The organism is Granulicella mallensis (genome assembly GCF_014203225.1).
Lineage (GTDB): Bacteria > Acidobacteriota > Terriglobia > Terriglobales > Acidobacteriaceae > Granulicella > Granulicella mallensis_A.
Genome location: NZ_JACHIO010000008.1, coordinates 105,100 through 120,766 on the forward strand (window position 1 = coordinate 105,100; position 15,667 = coordinate 120,766).

Sequence of the window (15,667 nt, forward strand, 5' to 3'; positions counted from 1 at the left end):
GTCGTTGCGGCTACGCCTTCACTCCAGCCTTCGGCAGAGCGGTACGGGCCTTTGGCCCAGCTTTTGCGGCACGGTTGAAACCGTGCCCTTCCGGTTCGTGGTGGACCTAATCTATCAGCAGGAGCGGTCGCGCTTTGCGCGATGGTCCACATCTCAGAAGTTAGGTATGGGAGTGCATGACTCTACTTAAATGCGTCGGGATAGGCCAACCGAATGCGTCGGGTGTCCACGTCATCAATAACACCATAGAAAATTTCTTGCCCTAGAAGCGATTTTGCCGTCGCTAATTGCTGCATCTGGTACGGGACACTATCTTCGATTTCGCCTTCATACTGCACGAAGTGGATCTGTCCTGGCGACTGAAAGAGGCGTTGTATTTGTTCGCCCTTCTTTCCCATTTTCCCAGGAACCAACTTTCCCTTCTTGGCAGGCCCCTTAAGTGCAAAAGACGCTGGATAACGTCTGCCACGAATAGATATCCGCGAAGTGTAGATGTCAGAAGTTTCCCCAGGCCAGTCCTTAGCTATATGGGGTTCAGCAAGAATTTTGTGAAATCCGACTTTCGTCTTCTCCTCAGATAGACGATCCGTAATCTCCTCAGTATCGCTGGCCTTGATCGTTTTAACTTTAATGAACTGGTCGATATCATCTATGCTAATCATGCGAATTTTCGGTCGACCGATGCCTTTAATCGTCACCGAAGTTGTAACCCGAACGGTCGGATTTGTCTTCGTTGCGTAATTCTTTCGCTTAGTTGGATGCGTCGCGAGACGAAAAATCTCATCTCTGTTTGCGACGAAAAATAAATCCTTGCTGTAAGCAGTCGTCATCTTTCCGTTGATTCTGACGCGACTCTGAGTAAAGATGTGCTGACTTGCCATTGGCCTCGCAATGGTCAAAATATCCTTTTCACTCTTTTTGAGAGCCTCGGCAATTTCGCCAACGGTTTTGATGGCCTTTTTGCCACGATATACAACTCTCGCAATGTTGAGATATCGTGCGCTCTTTGAAAGCAACTCAACGAAATTAGCGATTTGATCGCGGCGGTGAGATGCAGAATCGGATACAGATGTGGACGACATTACAATTGACCACCCTTGCTCTGAAAGACACGCAGCATCTCTGATACGACTTGACGCTTTTTGCCAATAAATTTAGCTATGTTGGCCTGCGAAACTCCAGTGTCCTTCAACTGAAGAACTATGAGCTTTTCTAACAGCTCATTTGTCCTTTGAGCCTCCGTTTTTTGCTTTTCCATTTTTGGCTCCTTTGGTCTTTTGTGCCTGGCTGATCAATTCCGCTACGCTGCCGGGTGTCGATCCAATGATTAACGCGATGTCTGGATTTCGGAACCCAAACGCTCTGAGAAGAACTGCTTCGCTACCCAGATTTCTCTTGAGACCGTCCTTGGCATCTAACCGCGCTCGGAGTTGTAAGGCGATGGCAATCAACGCTTCGATTGGTCGCGCTTCGGTTGCCACAAACGAAGATTCATTTGATTTCATTCTTCTTCCCTTTTTGGAGAGGCTTCAGCATTTCGTTGATGGTACCTTTGCTCTTTCCGACATAGGCCGCAATTGCGTCTTGCGTACACCCAGCGGTGTGCATTTGGAATACGAGTGCTTTCAATTCAAGACTTGTATCCAAACTGGAAACGGATGGCTTCATTTCGTCCCCTTTTTCTTTAACTTAAGTTTTCGGAGGCCGACCGCATTCGCAGTCATCCCCGTTAAATCTGCAACGTCCACGTTCGAGAATCCGGCACGAAGAAGGGTTTCAACCTGCGCGTCTACATCCAACCCCTTGAGAGAGATCAACAGCAAGGCACGCATCGTAAGTTCTAGTGAAATCTTTGGCTCATCAGGCATCTTCTTTAGCTCCTTCTGATTTGAGATTCAATTGACTTTTCTTTCGCAGAGCAGTCAAGGCGACGTTTACCGTATTGGACGTCGTACCTACCAAATCTGCTATCTCCTTCGGGCCCATACCAGCCATTGATAGCAGTTTGATTTGCTCTCTCTGACTCTTTCCACTCACTAACCCAATCGCTACCAAACGCGTGAGCAAATCAATCTTCTTGTCCAACCCCTCGCGGTCACTTGTTGGCATTCTGCTTCCCCTTTTTCTTCTGTTGGTTCATTGAGGCTGATACATAGTTCGCCTCTCGACCGACAATTCGGCCTATCTCTGCCCCCGACAAGCCGTGAGTAGCCAGCAGCGCTATCTGATCACTAATCGCCGGGATCTTGTTCTGGTCCACCAACAAGCATAGAAGGTGTGCAATGACATCCAAGCGATCCCGAATTTGCTCAAATTCCGTATTTTCTCTTGCCATACTAATGATTAGACTCCTGCATCTTACTTAAAGCAAGGAAGTTACAAAATTTCAATTAGGCAATATCAAAACATATTTTCAAAACAAGATTTGAGGCCACTTGAATGTCATCACATACCTTCAACACTTGCGGGTAGGCCAGAACCAATTCCGAACGAAAAGGCCCCGCCTAACGGCGGGGCCCTTGTAACTACGCGAAGCACGTCTAACTGAACAGCTAGTCCTAGCTGCAACCACTCGTGCTTCCGCACTCCATGCAGCGATAGCAAGACCCATTCCTCGTCATGATGCTGCCGCAGGTTCCGCACGACGGAGCATCGCCCATGTCATAGAGATCCTTCATCGCTTCGGCTGCGTGGTAGACACCGCGATCCGCCGTAGCCAAGATGCCTGAACCCGCACCCTCCGTCGTGAGGCCGGAGTTTGCCGTCAGGTCGGGAGCGATTCCCTGCTGCGGCGGCGTGCGATCGTTGCGCTCGAAGGCCTCGCCGAGCATGGTGTGCTGGGCGGGTTCGGCGCTTTCCGAAGCATGGGCAGGAGCAAATACAGGGGTCTCACCACTGCGCTGCGCTTCGGTCGAGATGACAGCGTCAGAGGCAGGCTTGAGGCCCGCGAAGAGGTCCAACTGCGTTCCGCTGAGGAAGCGCAACTGCATCCAGCGGAACAGGTAGTCCATGATCGACTTCGCATAGCCGATCTGCTCGTTGCCCGTCCAGCCCGAGGGCTCGAAGCGGGTGTGCGCGAACTTCTCGCAGAGCAGCTTGAGCGGCACGCCGTGCTGCAGGCACATCGAGATCGCCGTGGCGAACGAGTCCATTAGGCCGGAGATCGTCGAGCCCTCCTTCGCCATCCGGATGAAGATCTCACCCGGGACGCCGTTGGGGTAGAGGCCGACCGTCACATAGCCCTCATGTCCGGAGAGCGAGAACTTGTGCGTGATCGAAGCCCGCTCCGCCGGCAAGCGGTGACGCATCGCACGGGGAGGAGCCTGTGCGTCGAGAGCGTCGGCGTTCTGCGTCGAGGAGAGCAGCAGCGCCGTGAGCTTGGCTTCGAGAGCAGCAACCTGCTGCTTCACCACAGCGGTCTCAGCCTGCGAGGCGGCGAGAGCGGCGGCGGAGATCGTCACCTCTTCGTTCACCTTGGTCGAGTCAACGGAAGTGCCCTTCTTGTCGGCATCCGTCTGCGCCGCGACGTTCAGCGGCTGGGTGCCCTTGGAGTTGTCGCGGTAGATCGCGACCGCCTTCAGGCCGAGACGCCAGGCCTCGGTGTAGGCCTCGGCGATGTCGTCCACCGAGCAGTCGTTGGGCAGGTTCACCGTCTTCGAGATCGCGCCCGAGAGGAACGGCTGCGTCGCCGACATCATCTTGACGTGACCGGTCCAGGCGATCGTGCGGGTTCCCTTCGCAGGCTTGAAGGAGCAATCGAACACGGCGAGGTGCTCCGGCTTGAGGGACGGTGCGCCTTCGATGGTGCCGGTGGCGTCGATGTAGTTGACGATGCCTTCGACCTCGGACTCCTTATAGCCGAGCTTGAAGAGAGCACCGGGGACCGTGTTGTTCACGATCTTGATCATGCCGCCGCCGACCAGCTTCTTGTACTTGACCAGAGCGAGGTCAGGCTCGATGCCGGTGGTGTCGCAGTCCATCATGAAGCCGATGGTGCCGGTGGGCGCGAGCACGGTGACCTGCGAGTTGCGGTAGCCGTGCTTTTCGCCGAGCGCGAGCGCGGTGTCCCAGGCGTTCTGGCTGGCGGCCTTGAGCTCGTCGAGCTGCGGAGCAACAAACGGCTCCTTGGACGACTTCAAGCTCTTGTCGATGTTGTTGACCTCCGCGCGGTGCATGCGGATGACATCGAGGAAGGGCTCACGGTTGACGTAGAAGCCAGGGCAGGCTCCGCCCTGCACGCCGGTCTGCTGCGTGAGCGGGGTGGCTGCGCCGAGCGGCGGGCAGTCGCCGGCGATACGCGCGGACTGCGCATAGGCATCGCCGCAGAGGATCGCGGTCAACGTAGCGGCATAGGCACGGCCGGCGTCGGAGTCGTAGGGCAGGCCGCGGTCCATCAGCAGCGCGCCGAGGTTCGCGTAGCCAAGGCCGAGCGGGCGGTAGTCGTGCGAGTTCTTTGCGATCTGCTCGGTCGGGTAGCCGGCCGCGTCCACGATGATCTCCATCGCGGTGGTAAGGACAGCCACCGCATGGCGATAGCTGGGAATATCGAACTGGCCGCCGGGCGTCAGGAACTTCAGCAGGTTGAAGCTGGCCAGGTTGCAGGCGGAGTCATCGAGGAACATGTACTCCGAGCAGGGGTTGCTGGCGTTGATGCGCGCGGTGTTCTTGCTGGTGTGCCAGCGGTTGATGGTGGTGTCGTACTGCATGCCCGGGTCGCCGCACTGCCAGGTGGCCTCGGCGATCTGGTGCATCAGGTCGCGAGCGCGGATCTCCTTGACCGGCTGCTTGTCCTTGACGGTGCGCGTGGTGAACATGCCGTCGTTCTCGACCGCCTGCATGAACTCATCCGTAACGCGGACGGAGTTGTTGGCGTTCTGGAAGAAGATCGAGGTGAAGGCCTCGGAGTCGGGGCTGGAACCGTCGTAACCCGCCTGCATCAGGCTCCAGGCCTTGCGCTCTTCCTTGACCTTGCACTGGATGAAGTCTTCGACGTCGGGGTGGTCGACGTTGAGGATGACCATCTTGGCCGCACGGCGGGTCTTGCCGCCGCTCTTGATGACGCCGGCGAAGGCATCGAAGCCGCGCATGAAGCTGAGCGGGCCGGAGGCCGTGCCGCCGCCCGAGAGGGTCTCCATTGAGCCACGGATCGCCGAGAGGTTCGAGCCTGCGCCCGAGCCCCACTTGAAGAGCATGCCCTCGGTCTTGGCCAGGGTCAGGATGCTATCGAGGGAGTCGTTCACCGAGTTGATGAAGCACGCCGAGCACTGCGGGCGTGTGTAGCCGGTGACGGAGAAGGCAACCTCGCCCTGCGTCGCGTCCCAGTGCCAGTTCTGCGCGTCGGAGTTCGGCTCGAGGCGGTCGCAGCCGACGTTGAACCAGACGGGCGAGTTAAATGCCGCCTTCTGATTGAGCAGCAGGTGAGCGAGCTCGTCGAAGAAGATGCTGGCAGCTTCCTCGGAGGCGAAGTAGCCGTCGCGCAGACCCCAGTCGCGGATGCTCTCAGCGACACGGGTGATCAGGGCGCGGACGCCGCTCTCGCGCTCCGGCGTTCCAATCCGGCCATGCAGGTACTTGCTGGCGACGATGTTGGTCGCGGTCATCGACCAGTCACTGGGCACGTCGACGTTCTTCTGCTCGAAGATGAGCTTGCCCTTGTAGTCCTGAATGACGGCATCGCGAAGCTCCCAGGTGAGCTCATCGAAGGGCGAGATCCCGGGTTTGGTGAAATGGCGACTAAATTCCAGACCGCGTGCGCTGGACGTGCGTGTAGATGCCATCGCGGCTTGTTTGCCATTCTGGACGGGGGTGGCGGCGGTGATTGTTTTGGCCATGTTCGATCAAACCTTTCGGGTAAAGCTAAAGCTGATTCCTGCAAAATAACGAACACCGATAAACCCGGGTAGCGGGACTTATCGGGTTTAGAAAAAGACTTGGCGGACGAAATCCGGAAGAAAACTTGTCGGGTCGTGATCCGAGAAGAAGACTTGGCGGTCTTTCCAGTGCCTCCAGTGGCGATGCTTTGCCAACACGTTCCTGGCTGCTAAATAAACGCGCTACGATAACTGGCTGGCAGAGCCAACCAAGGGTCGAAGGTTCCTTCTAAGCGGTGTGGCCGTGGCTACGGGCGCTTCACCAGGAACTGCGGGTGAGCTTGAAAGTACCGCCCCATCTGGTACGAGTCAAGTATAAAACAACAAGATCTAGTGGTGTCGAAGTAGATACTCCCGGGACGCGACGATTCACAGGGTCAACCTCGGTTTTTCTGGGGTTTTCTTGTGGAAAGCTCCGGATAGGTGCGCCGTTTGCGGGTTTTTGTAACTCCTCATTCACACGGCTTTCACAGACTATCGCCGTACACAGTCGAGGGCAAGACGCAAGAACAGTGCAATCGCGATTTTTCGGGGTGGAAATGTGGGAAAGGGGGTCGAGATCAGGAAGTAGGAAGCAGCAAACAGGAAACAGCAAAGACAAAGGCCCGAGTTGAGACCTCGAGCCTTGTCGGCGATTTAGCTGTTTCCTACTTCCTGTTTCCTGTCTTCTGCCTTAGGTCCTTGGAGGCAGGAGATAGTGTTGGGGGTCGATGGGAGGTAGCGTGATCTCGACGAGGCGGCGGCGGACGAATCGATAGCGCGTGAAGGTTAGAGGCTCACCTGGACAGACTTCGCCATCATCCGTCTTGCGGCCGAGCGGGTCGGCATTCAGGATGTTGTTGACGGAGACGATCGGACTGAAACCTGTTTCACTAGCCTCTTCGCCGCCGATCCACTTCTCATCGGCACGGTCTGCAGAGGATGAGGCATCACAGGTTGGATGGAGATGCCAGGTGATACGCGTAAGCTGGGGTTTCTTAATCGCGTATTGGCAGTTCACCTCGCCGAACAGCTCGGTCTTGAAGCAGTGGCCGTTCTGGGGTACGTCCATCTGCGCTTCGTTGAAAGGCGTAGTAAAAGACATCGGCTCAGCTTCCAGTTCGGTGACCGCATAGGCGAGGTGCAGAGTGATGGACTTACCTTCGGTCTCGCGATAGATATCTTGCGGCAGATAGATTTCCTCACGGATCTGGGCATCGCCAACCAGCGGGTCACGACTGTCCTGGTACCAGGTCGTCGTCCCGTGGACACCGCCTGCGTCTTCATACGTGATGGACTTGCCGACCACGTCAATCGCGTGGCTGTGCGCGATGCCCAAAACCTTTATGGGGACTAAGAGAGTAACCGACTCCACGCCTCTTTTCGGCAGGCTGCTAATAGCAGCCAACTGGTAGGCCGGATCGGGATTGAACTCCATGCGCAAGGGAGGCGCCTCGCCTGATGCAGAAGGAGGAAAGGAAACGACAACCTTGCGCTTCACATAGACGCTGCCGATGCAGGCGAAGGTAAGTAAGCCAATCAGACCAATGAGAAGCCAGTTCGATATCGGAGTGCGTCTGCGAGCATACTGCAGCAGCGTAACCGCCACTGCGATCACAGGAATCAGGAAGATGAATGCGGCCCAGATCTGGCGATCTCCCATCGGAACCCAGAGAGGAGCAGTGGGGCCAAAGGCGCTGGTGAGATAGATGGCGAGAAGCGCATAGATAATGACCGCGAGAAAGATAAGCAACATGCGGGTCAAGGATGGCGTAACCGTGGAGAGCGCCAGCAGCGGCAGCAGCACAAAGGCAAACAGCAGAACCAGTTTCAACAGCAGGCCGGGAAAGACGACGAGTGGATGAAGCCCGGCCTGATGAAGAATGAAGCACTGCGCCAGCAGGAATGGCAGCAGGATGAAAGTGGCAAGGAAGATGATCTTCGCGCCGAGTACGCGCTGCCAGGAGTAGGGACGAGTGATCCAGAACTGCCTGTCGCCGACGAGCGATTCGTCATGAACGGCGCGCGCGACCAGGAGCCACCAGGAGAGGGGCATCAGAGCGTTCATCCAGGCACTGAGGATCTGGGACTCGCGAAGACCGCTAGATTGGCCGACCTGCCAGCCGAAGTGCTCCGTGGCGGCAAAGCCAGCGGTAAGCGCAAGCGTAAGCAGGACCTCAGGCCAGAGATGGCGGATGTCCTTGGCGACGATACGAAGTGTCTTGCTCACAGGCGGCCTCCTTCCGTCGTGCCGACGGTTCGGCCTGATTTGGCAATGGCGAGGAAGATCGAGCGCAGGTTCATGGGGTCCATGTCAATGGCTGTCACAGAGGGGAAGGCTTCCCTCACCTGCTGCTCGACGGGCTCGCTGTCGGCCCTGGTGTGGATGAAGTGCGCGGTATGGGCTGAGTGCTGGAGCTGCAGCCATGTAGCGGGAGTGGCGAAACCTTTGGCGACTTCCCCCTCGGCTGCCGGCGCCAGCGTGACCGTAACCTCGCGGAAGCGCGCGGAGAGCTCCGGCATCTCCTCGCTGAAGAGCAGGCTGCCGTTGTGCAGAAACGCTACGTGGGTCGCGAAGCTTTCGATCTCGGCGAGATCGTGTGAGGAGAGCAGGATCGTCGTCGGCTGCGATGCAGCGGTGTCGAGCAGGGCTTCGATGAGTTCGTCGCGGACCAGCGGATCAAGACCGGAGAAGGGCTCATCCAGCACGATGAGCGAAGGACGAAACGCAAGCACGCTGGCGAGAGCCGCCTTCATGCGCTGGCCACGCGAGAGGTGCTTGAGCTTGCGGTCGAGCGGTAACTCGAAACGCTGGATGAGCGAGGCGTCGTCCCAGTTTGGATAGAAGCCGCTCTGATATTGCAGGAAGGCTCGAACGGTCATCCAGCCAGGCAGGTCCTGATTCTCGGAGACATAGCCGATGCTCGTGAAGTCGTCACCGGCAATCTGCGAGGACGGGCGGCCAAGGACGGTCGCGCTGCCCGCACTTGGGCGAAAGATGTTGACCAGCAGCTTGATGAGCGTGGTCTTGCCCGCGCCATTGTGTCCGAGCAGAGCGAAGATACTGCCCTGCGGCACGGCAAGCGAGACAGGATGCAAGGCCTGGGTCTTGCCGTAGGTCTTGGCGAGGCCCGAGGTTTCAATGGCAGAGGCGACGGTCATCACTTGGTGTCTCCTGCGATATCGGTAGGCTTGGGGTCCGGCGTGGATTGGGAGAGGCGTTGCCAATGGTCGGAGACGGCTTCCAGAACTTCTTCGCGACGCAGGCCAAGATGCATGGCTTCGACCACCAGCGGCTCGACCTGCCGCTGCAGCAGGTCGCGGCGGGCGCGAAGTGTCGAGTTCTGGGGGGAAGCGACGATCGTGCCGACACCGGGGCGCGATTCGAGAAGGCCTTCCGCGAGCAACGCGGCGATGACCTTATGCGCGGTGTTGGGATTGATGTGCTGCTCTCGACTAAGGGCTCGCACCGAAGGAAAGGGATCGCCTGCACAGAGCTGGCCGGAGACGATCGCACGCTTGGCCGCGTAGACGATCTGCTCGAATACGGGAACGCCGGGCCGAAGCTGGATGCGGAATGGTGTCACATGCGTACTATTACAGATAGTACAGTTGGAGTGCAAGCATTTATTTCGCCGTTAGAGCGTTAAAGTTCGACGGTATGAAGAATTCGCCAGCAGCCAAAGACAATAGCGGCAGCAAAGACAAAGTGCAGCGCAATGCCGAGCGTGGAAGGCACATACGTAAGCGCCGCGCTGCGGTTGACCGAGAGAAAGATAATCGTGGCGAGATAATGCTGTTTGAAGAAACTGAAGGCAGGAAAATAGACCAGAGCGGGAGGGATGGCTCCAAGAATTCGAAGCTTTTTATTCGAGCTGATGAACAACCAGCGCTGCGACGCCATCACCGCATAAAAGCAGAGGCCAATGGATATCCCCGCGAGGTAGCGGCGGGGAAAATCAATGGCGCCAAGCAGCCCGAAGAACGTGGGGTGGGGACCAAGCGCGGCGACGGCCGGCATCTGTTGGATGGTCGCCAGTAGATGGCCGAGCGAGGGAGCGTGAACCAGGCGCAGCCATCCCAGCAATAGAAGTACAGCCAGCAGGGGAATCACCGCAATGGCTACCGAAGCTACGGCGAGCGGGACGAGCAGAGCGGCAGCACGCAGAATAGGGCGTGTCAGCAAAAAGCGCGTGTGTCCGGCGAATGCGTTGGTCTGCGAGTACGCCACTCCAAAGTTAAGACCAAGTACGATTCCGATCAAGACTGCAGGGGCGAAGAATGTGTTCAGAAGGATCGATACGTCGTTCGGATCGACGGGGCACCCGCAGAAGTGGTGCCAGAAAATACCGATATCGGTGAAGTTTTCTGCGCTGACCCAGAAGTGCACGATGAGGACGAGCCCCATCGCCCCCAAAAGAGCAACGATCAGGCGACGGCGAGCAAGGATAAGCCAGGGACGGATCATGCGGTGAAGCCTCAGAGGTTGGCGTTAGATCTCAAGACGGCGATAGAAGTAGCCGGCGAGCCATAAGAAGGCTGCCGACAGAACGATGGGAATGAGAAAGACGGCATACGGTGGTGGCGGCCCGGCGTCCATGTAGAGAAAACGAAACCAGGCAGAAAACCTGTGGCCGGCGTGGGCAAGATATCCGCCGAGGATACCCTCGCTCGCGCCGACGATCAGTATCAGGAAGATCGTGGAAGGCTTGATGTTGCCGGGCGCCGAAGTTTTCTTTCCCTTTCCCCACGGTTGCAGGTAGAGGGCGAGCAAAGCACTGAAGATCAGCGTGGCAGTCGTGAGAAGGGAGAGCATCAAGCGCGGGAGCGATGATTGCAGCAATCGGATCAAGTGCCATGCCTGGAGTGAACTCGTGTTGCCGAGGAAAACCATTCTGACGGGATGCGAACCGGAGGCCGAGCCAGGGGGAACGTGCGTTGCTATGTCCATAAGATGCCGCCAGACAGGACCGTAAACGGCGAGCAGAAGAAGAAACGAGACGAGGAGCGCGAAGATGATTCCGGAGAGAAGACTTGCGAGCGCGAGGCCAACGCGGCTCCAGAAAAGGAACGACAACGAGAGTGGGCGGGTACGGAAGAAGTCGGCCTGCTTCGGGACCTTCAGGGGAGCGACAGCGATTGCGCCGGTAAGGAAGGCGAAAAAAGCCGCAACCATCGTGACGGAAAGAAAGTTATGGAGGTAGCTATACCAGACACGTTGCGATAGCGTGAGGTCGATCCCTGAGCGGTCCACACTACTCGGCAAAAGGCTGGCACTAAGGAAGATGAAGAAAATCCAGGCAAGGAGGGATCCCCCTATCCGAGCGAGCGCCGCTTGCTGACGAAGATACGTCCGCTGCGGGAGCGGGAATCGACGGAGGAAGATTCCAGGTGTGGCTTCAGGAGCTGGATCGAAGGGCTTTGGCGGTACATCGCCGGCTAACCCGAGTGCGGCACGCTTACGGAGCACCCTGATGCGGCCAAAGACGATGAGCACAATCAGAGGTGCGAAAAGAGCCAGGACAATGGCGAAAGCGGAATCGATATTCATGCGAGGGTCTCAGACCTCCAGCCGGGTTACGAGATAGCGGGCAAGAGCCATGAAGATGACCGAAAGAGCAATCGGAACAAGGGCAAATCCATAAGGCGGTGGCGGACCGAGATAGTCATAAATAAACAACTCCTGCGGAAGGTGGGCATGCTCGAAAATATTGAAGAGGTTCCAAAGAGACGGGGCGGCAGCACCCACGATAAAGATCGGCACTAGGAAGCGGACTCCGGAGGTACCTGGGTTCTTGCGGGGAATAGTAACCATGACGAGCATGGCGCTAAAAAGCATCAGGATGGTCGTGAGAGTGGAAAGAAGCACACGTGGAACAGAGGTAACGAGGAGGTTGAGGTAATCCCGCGCAATATCGGCATCCTCGGGACCGAGAGACCGTGGAATAGCGCTGGGAAGATGCTGCCATATGGGTCCCTTGAGCGCGAAAACCAACCCATAGCCGATAGCAAGGCTTGTTGCCACGGCGACGATGAGTGCAAACAGGAGAGGAAGTAAGCGCGCCCAGAAAAGGAAATCGATGCTAAGTGGGCGTGTGCGATAGTAGCGGGCTTCTCCCCCCAAGCAGAGCGGAGATATCGTTATAAAAGCGTCGAAAAACAACATACTGCCCATCACATGGACAGCGCTGACCTCGCCGCCAAGGAACCGGAACCAGAAAAGCGCCGATGGATTAAACCAGAGGCTGGCTGTCGCCGGCTGTCCTAAAAAAGGCAGACTCAGCATAAAGAGGAAGATCCAGCCAAGAAAGAGATAGACCCAGGCAGACAACTTCAGCTGTTGCCTGAGATAGACACGTTGTGGAGGAGTAAAGCGACGAAGCAACGCTCCGGGAGACTCTGCTCGAGGCTCAAAGGGAGCAGCGTAGCGTTCGGCTTCCTTCATTGATCTGTTGATGCGCCAGATTTGGTAAAAGAGCGCACAGAGGAGCGGCGCTGCAAAGATAGTCAGGCCTATTGCAATGGCATAGGTAGAGCTCATGCAGAAACCTCTTCCCTGGTCTCTTCCGTCTTTTCGCTCCTGCGGCACACCTCGAGGAAGATTTCAGTGAGCGAGAGCGGCGCAGCATCGAGGATGATGGCGCCGTTGCGCTGCAGGTTTTGTGCAAAGGTGTCGGGCGCATCGCGAACGATGTATTGTGTCGCGTGCCCCTCTCGCTTCGTCGAGAGGATGGAGGGATCTTCAGCAGGCAGCGCGGCTCCGGTAACCGTGAGCCGGCGGAAGCTGGAGCGGATGTCGTCCAAGGAGCCTTCGAGGAGAATCTTGCCGCGATCCATAATGCCGATATGGTCGGCAATCTGTTCGATCTCGGGAAGCTGGTGCGTGGAGAGAAAGATGGTGCGCCCTTCCGCAGTGCAGTCTTCGACGAGCAGGCGAAGGAGTTCGTCCATGACCACAGGATCGAGACCTGTAGTGGGCTCATCGAGGATCAGCAGGCGCGAGCGCTGTGCGATGGCAGCAGCAAGCGTGGACTTGGTCTTGTTGCCCAGCGAAAGCCGCGGATAGATCGTATCGAGGGGCAGTTCGAGACGGTCGCAAACCTTGCGGGCAAGCGCGTCGGACCAGGTCGCGGGATAAAAGCTGCGGTTGAGCTCCAGAAGCTTGCGCGCGGTGAGAGACCCGACCAGCGTCTTGTCCTCGGGCACATAACCAACCTGTTCGAGGACACGGACACGCTCGGGATCTTTCGCCGGGTTGAGGCCGAAGACCTCGATGGAGCCGGAGGTGGGCCGGGCAAGCCCCATCGCCATGCGGATGGTGGTAGTCTTACCGGCGCTGTTGCGGCCGAGCAGCCCGTAGATGGAACCTTCCGGCACGTTGAGCGAAAGTCCATCGACGGCGCGGATCTGCTTGCGGCCGGTGCCGTAAGTTTTGACGAGAGAGTGCGTCTGAATGGCGAAGGTCGTCATTGGTCTCCTTCTGGCGAATCTGAAGTGGAGGGGGGAATGTGGCTGAGGCGGGACTGCTCGAGCTCCTGCAGCTCGAAGTCGAGCAGCTTATGGAGATCGGCGGAGGAGAAGCGGAGTTGCGAGGCTTCGACAGCCAACTGGGCCACGAGGGGACGCAGGCGGCGAAGCTTTTCGGCCTTCAACAGGCCGGGCCCGAGAGCAGTAAGGCTGGCAACGAAGGTTCCGCCGCCAGGTACGGTACGAATGACGCCTTCGCGTTCGAGGTTCTGGAAAGCACGAGCGACGGTGTTGGGATTGATCCGAAGATCGGCGGCGGTGCGGCGCGTGGAAGGCAGTGGGTCGCCGGCGTGCAGGACTCCGGAGGCGATTGCCTGCTTGATCTGCTGCTCCAGCTGCAGATAGACAGGAACGCCGGAGCTCGCGGAGATGCGCAACGACAGCATGACTGTACTAATACAATAATACGGTCAAGAAATGCAACACCGTTTCGCGAAAAGGCACAAAGTTAGAGGACATACGCCCTATAGAGCAAGCACGGAACTAAGCCCTGCAGGGGCGGCCCATCATAGCTTTTGCTTATTCCCGCCACAAAGACGTCATCCTGAGCGAAGCGTCCCGGCCCTTTGGGGACGCGGAGTCGAAGGACCCCGAGGATTGCAGTCTTGCCCATGCCCGTCGGAACCTTTTCCACTTCAAGCGCTCGAGCCTGCGCCTTCGTGCTGGAGAAGGTCCCAACATCATGGGCAAGATCAAATCCCTCGGGGTCCTTCGACTCCGCACCTCGCAAAAGCGCGAGGCGCTACGCTCAGGATGACGATTCTGGGGGAGAGATGAACAAGGCCCTTCGCTCTATCTGCAACATCTTCATTCTTCGATGAAACTGACACTCACCGCTCCGACGCAGGAGTTTAACAATCGCCAAAAATTGACGGAATCTTGTAGTCTGTCTGCGCATCCAATCGCAAGAAATGCAACACCTGTTGCGTAAAATGCATGTGTTGCTTATATTTCAAGTGTTGTCCAAGTTTCGAGGAGAGATTATGAAGAGTTTTGCAATGGCAGGTCTGGCCGCAGCAATCGTGCTGGCGGTGGGTGCGGGTTCGATGAGCGCGCAGGTGACGACGTGGAAGATCGATCCGATGCACTCGGAGAGCGATTTTGCCATCAAGCATATGGCGATCAACACAGTACACGGCTCGTTCCGCGGAGTTTCGGGAGTCATCACTCTGGATGAGAAGAACCTGTCGAAGTCAGGCGTGGAAGCCACGATCGATGTGACCACCGTGGATACCGGCGTGGCGCAGCGCGACGGCCACCTGAAGAGCCCGGACTTCTTCGACGTGGCGAAGTTCCCGACCATGACCTTCAAGAGCACCGGCGTGACCAAGGCCGGCGATCACTTTGACGTCGCCGGATTACTGACGATCCACGGCGTGACCAAGCCAGTCGTGCTGTCGCTCGAAGCACTAGCCAAGCCGCAGACGATGGACGGCAAGAGCCTGCATCGTGGATTTACCGCTACGACGGTCATCAACCGGCAGGACTTCGGCCTGACCTGGAATGGCCCGCTCCAGAGTGGCGACAAGGTCCTCGGAGACCAGGTCAAGATCGAACTGGATATCGAAGCAGTACAGCAGTAAGAGCAGGAAACAGGAAACAGTTGGGAGGGCGGACACTTCGGTGTCCGCCCTTTTTGTTTGTGGGCACAGATCGAAGAGGCTGTTGGATCAGATCGTGTGTTGTTGTATGTTTTTCGTCGTCATCCTGAAGCGTAGCTGAAGGCCCCCGCATTGGTAGTGGCACAGCCGCTCGGGGGCCCCTAGACGAACGTGTTGGGCTGGTGAGCAGCATTCGCTCCAGTGGCAACGTGCAGAATGCGGGGGTCCTTCGCCGATCCACCCCAGCAAGCGCAAAATGCGCGCTCGCCGGGGACCCCGGTATGGCTCAGGATGACGACGAAAAACAAACAACGGCAAAACAACAGGCAACGGCAACAACATCCGTAGCTTATGGACAGACTCTTGGGAAGGCCTTTCAGGCGGCGCGTAAGACAGCCTCAGCATCGTATGAGCAGGTTTGCCGGGAGGATTTGGATATGGCTACTTCTGCTGAGACGAAGGAACAACTCGGAGGAAAGACGATGCAGGGAGATCATGGGGACGCCAAGGCACAGCCCTCAGGGCCTCGTGGAGATAATCCTGCTACCGCTGGGCAGGGAGAGACCCAGGTGAAATCGAAGACCTCTGAAAATGCTGAGGAGAAGATTAATCCCTCTGCTCCGGGAGAGACGGGAACGACTCCGGGGACGAACGGGAAGGCGATCGCGGCGAAGGAATGAGGGTTCTTTC

16 protein-coding genes are annotated in these 15,667 nt (G+C 57.4%); 2 read left to right on the forward strand and 14 right to left on the reverse strand.

Translation table 11 applies throughout. The features are described from left to right. Positions 1-182 precede the first annotated feature (182 nt). The 14 genes from HDF15_RS10805 to HDF15_RS10870 all read right to left on the reverse strand — a co-directional run bounded on the left by HDF15_RS10805 (position 183) and on the right by HDF15_RS10870 (position 13,762). A complete protein-coding gene (locus HDF15_RS10805) occupies positions 183-1,082 on the reverse strand; it encodes a hypothetical protein (protein ID WP_184255415.1) in 900 nt (299 codons plus the stop codon). Between the two features lie 138 nt (positions 1,083-1,220). After that, positions 1,221-1,505 (reverse strand): hypothetical protein, encoded by a 285-nt coding sequence (locus HDF15_RS10810; protein ID WP_184255417.1) that lies wholly within the window; start codon positions 1,503-1,505, stop codon positions 1,221-1,223. 159 nt (positions 1,506-1,664) lie between these two features. Continuing rightward, complete coding sequence (locus tag HDF15_RS10815) at positions 1,665-1,868, reverse strand: hypothetical protein (protein ID WP_184255419.1); 204 nt, start codon at positions 1,866-1,868, stop codon at positions 1,665-1,667. Next, entirely contained in the window at positions 1,861-2,109 is a 249-nt protein-coding gene (locus HDF15_RS10820; protein ID WP_184255421.1) for a hypothetical protein, read from the reverse strand. Before HDF15_RS10820 ends, HDF15_RS10815 begins: the two co-directional genes overlap by 8 nt. Beyond that, positions 2,096-2,335, reverse strand: coding sequence for a hypothetical protein (locus HDF15_RS10825; RefSeq protein ID WP_184255423.1), 240 nt, complete (start codon positions 2,333-2,335; stop codon positions 2,096-2,098). The genes HDF15_RS10820 and HDF15_RS10825 overlap by 14 nt, the downstream gene beginning before the upstream one ends. A 223-nt stretch (positions 2,336-2,558) precedes the next feature. Beyond that, a complete protein-coding gene (locus HDF15_RS10830; RefSeq protein WP_184255425.1) occupies positions 2,559-5,831 on the reverse strand; it encodes a vitamin B12-dependent ribonucleotide reductase in 3,273 nt (1,090 codons plus the stop codon). 712 nt (positions 5,832-6,543) lie between these two features. Continuing rightward, positions 6,544-8,079 (reverse strand): hypothetical protein, encoded by a 1,536-nt coding sequence (locus tag HDF15_RS10835; RefSeq protein ID WP_184255427.1) that lies wholly within the window; start codon positions 8,077-8,079, stop codon positions 6,544-6,546. Next, entirely contained in the window at positions 8,076-9,011 is a 936-nt protein-coding gene (locus HDF15_RS10840; protein WP_184255429.1) for an ABC transporter ATP-binding protein, read from the reverse strand. Before HDF15_RS10840 ends, HDF15_RS10835 begins: the two co-directional genes overlap by 4 nt. Continuing rightward, positions 9,011-9,436 carry a GntR family transcriptional regulator gene (locus HDF15_RS10845; protein WP_184255431.1) on the reverse strand — a complete coding sequence of 142 codons (426 nt, stop codon included), beginning with the start codon at positions 9,434-9,436 and terminating at the stop codon, positions 9,011-9,013. Before HDF15_RS10845 ends, HDF15_RS10840 begins: the two co-directional genes overlap by 1 nt. Positions 9,437-9,495: 59 nt before the next feature. Further along, a complete protein-coding gene (locus HDF15_RS10850) occupies positions 9,496-10,317 on the reverse strand; it encodes a hypothetical protein (RefSeq protein WP_184255433.1) in 822 nt (273 codons plus the stop codon). A gap of 24 nt (positions 10,318-10,341) precedes the next feature. Beyond that, positions 10,342-11,400 (reverse strand): hypothetical protein, encoded by a 1,059-nt coding sequence (locus HDF15_RS10855; protein ID WP_184255435.1) that lies wholly within the window; start codon positions 11,398-11,400, stop codon positions 10,342-10,344. Between the two features lie 9 nt (positions 11,401-11,409). Then, the gene (locus HDF15_RS10860) at positions 11,410-12,390 is read right to left on the reverse strand and encodes a hypothetical protein (protein WP_184255437.1); all 981 of its coding nucleotides are present in this window, start codon (positions 12,388-12,390) and stop codon (positions 11,410-11,412) included. Continuing rightward, complete coding sequence (locus tag HDF15_RS10865; RefSeq protein ID WP_184255439.1) at positions 12,387-13,319, reverse strand: ABC transporter ATP-binding protein; 933 nt, start codon at positions 13,317-13,319, stop codon at positions 12,387-12,389. The genes HDF15_RS10860 and HDF15_RS10865 overlap by 4 nt, the downstream gene beginning before the upstream one ends. Then, positions 13,316-13,762: a GntR family transcriptional regulator gene (locus HDF15_RS10870; protein WP_184255441.1), complete on the reverse strand. Its 447-nt coding sequence runs from the start codon at positions 13,760-13,762 to the stop codon at positions 13,316-13,318. Before HDF15_RS10870 ends, HDF15_RS10865 begins: the two co-directional genes overlap by 4 nt. Positions 13,763-14,359: 597 nt before the next feature. On the opposite strand from HDF15_RS10870, the gene HDF15_RS10875 reads away from it, so the two are divergent. Together HDF15_RS10875 and HDF15_RS25525 are read left to right on the forward strand one after the other, a co-directional pair. Next, positions 14,360-14,959, forward strand: a complete 600-nt coding sequence (locus tag HDF15_RS10875; RefSeq protein WP_184255443.1) for a YceI family protein — start codon at positions 14,360-14,362, stop codon at positions 14,957-14,959. A gap of 200 nt (positions 14,960-15,159) precedes the next feature. Continuing rightward, on the forward strand, positions 15,160-15,657 hold the full coding sequence (locus tag HDF15_RS25525) for a hypothetical protein (RefSeq protein ID WP_221314373.1): 498 nt from the start codon (positions 15,160-15,162) through the stop codon (positions 15,655-15,657). The last annotated feature ends 10 nt before the right edge of the window (positions 15,658-15,667 follow it).

Bases quoted from the DNA above. Each gene is read 5' to 3' on its own strand.
- HDF15_RS10820 (WP_184255421.1), bottom strand. From the start codon at position 2,109: ATGCCAACAAGTGACCGCGAGGGGTTGGACAAGAAGATTGATTTGCTC.
- HDF15_RS10805 (WP_184255415.1), bottom strand. From the start codon at position 1,082: ATGTCGTCCACATCTGTATCCGATTCTGCATCTCACCGCCGCGATCAA.
- HDF15_RS10860 (WP_184255437.1), bottom strand. From the start codon at position 12,390: ATGAGCTCTACCTATGCCATTGCAATAGGCCTGACTATCTTTGCAGCG.
- HDF15_RS10825 (WP_184255423.1), bottom strand. From the start codon at position 2,335: ATGGCAAGAGAAAATACGGAATTTGAGCAAATTCGGGATCGCTTGGAT.
- HDF15_RS10840 (WP_184255429.1), bottom strand. From the start codon at position 9,011: ATGACCGTCGCCTCTGCCATTGAAACCTCGGGCCTCGCCAAGACCTAC.
- HDF15_RS10870 (WP_184255441.1), bottom strand. From the start codon at position 13,762: ATGCTGTCGTTGCGCATCTCCGCGAGCTCCGGCGTTCCTGTCTATCTG.
- HDF15_RS10815 (WP_184255419.1), bottom strand. From the start codon at position 1,868: ATGCCTGATGAGCCAAAGATTTCACTAGAACTTACGATGCGTGCCTTG.
- HDF15_RS10850 (WP_184255433.1), bottom strand. From the start codon at position 10,317: ATGATCCGTCCCTGGCTTATCCTTGCTCGCCGTCGCCTGATCGTTGCT.
- HDF15_RS10830 (WP_184255425.1), bottom strand. From the start codon at position 5,831: ATGGCCAAAACAATCACCGCCGCCACCCCCGTCCAGAATGGCAAACAA.
- HDF15_RS10875 (WP_184255443.1), top strand. From the start codon at position 14,360: ATGAAGAGTTTTGCAATGGCAGGTCTGGCCGCAGCAATCGTGCTGGCG.
- HDF15_RS10810 (WP_184255417.1), bottom strand. From the start codon at position 1,505: ATGAAATCAAATGAATCTTCGTTTGTGGCAACCGAAGCGCGACCAATC.
- HDF15_RS10865 (WP_184255439.1), bottom strand. From the start codon at position 13,319: ATGACGACCTTCGCCATTCAGACGCACTCTCTCGTCAAAACTTACGGC.
- HDF15_RS10855 (WP_184255435.1), bottom strand. From the start codon at position 11,400: ATGAATATCGATTCCGCTTTCGCCATTGTCCTGGCTCTTTTCGCACCT.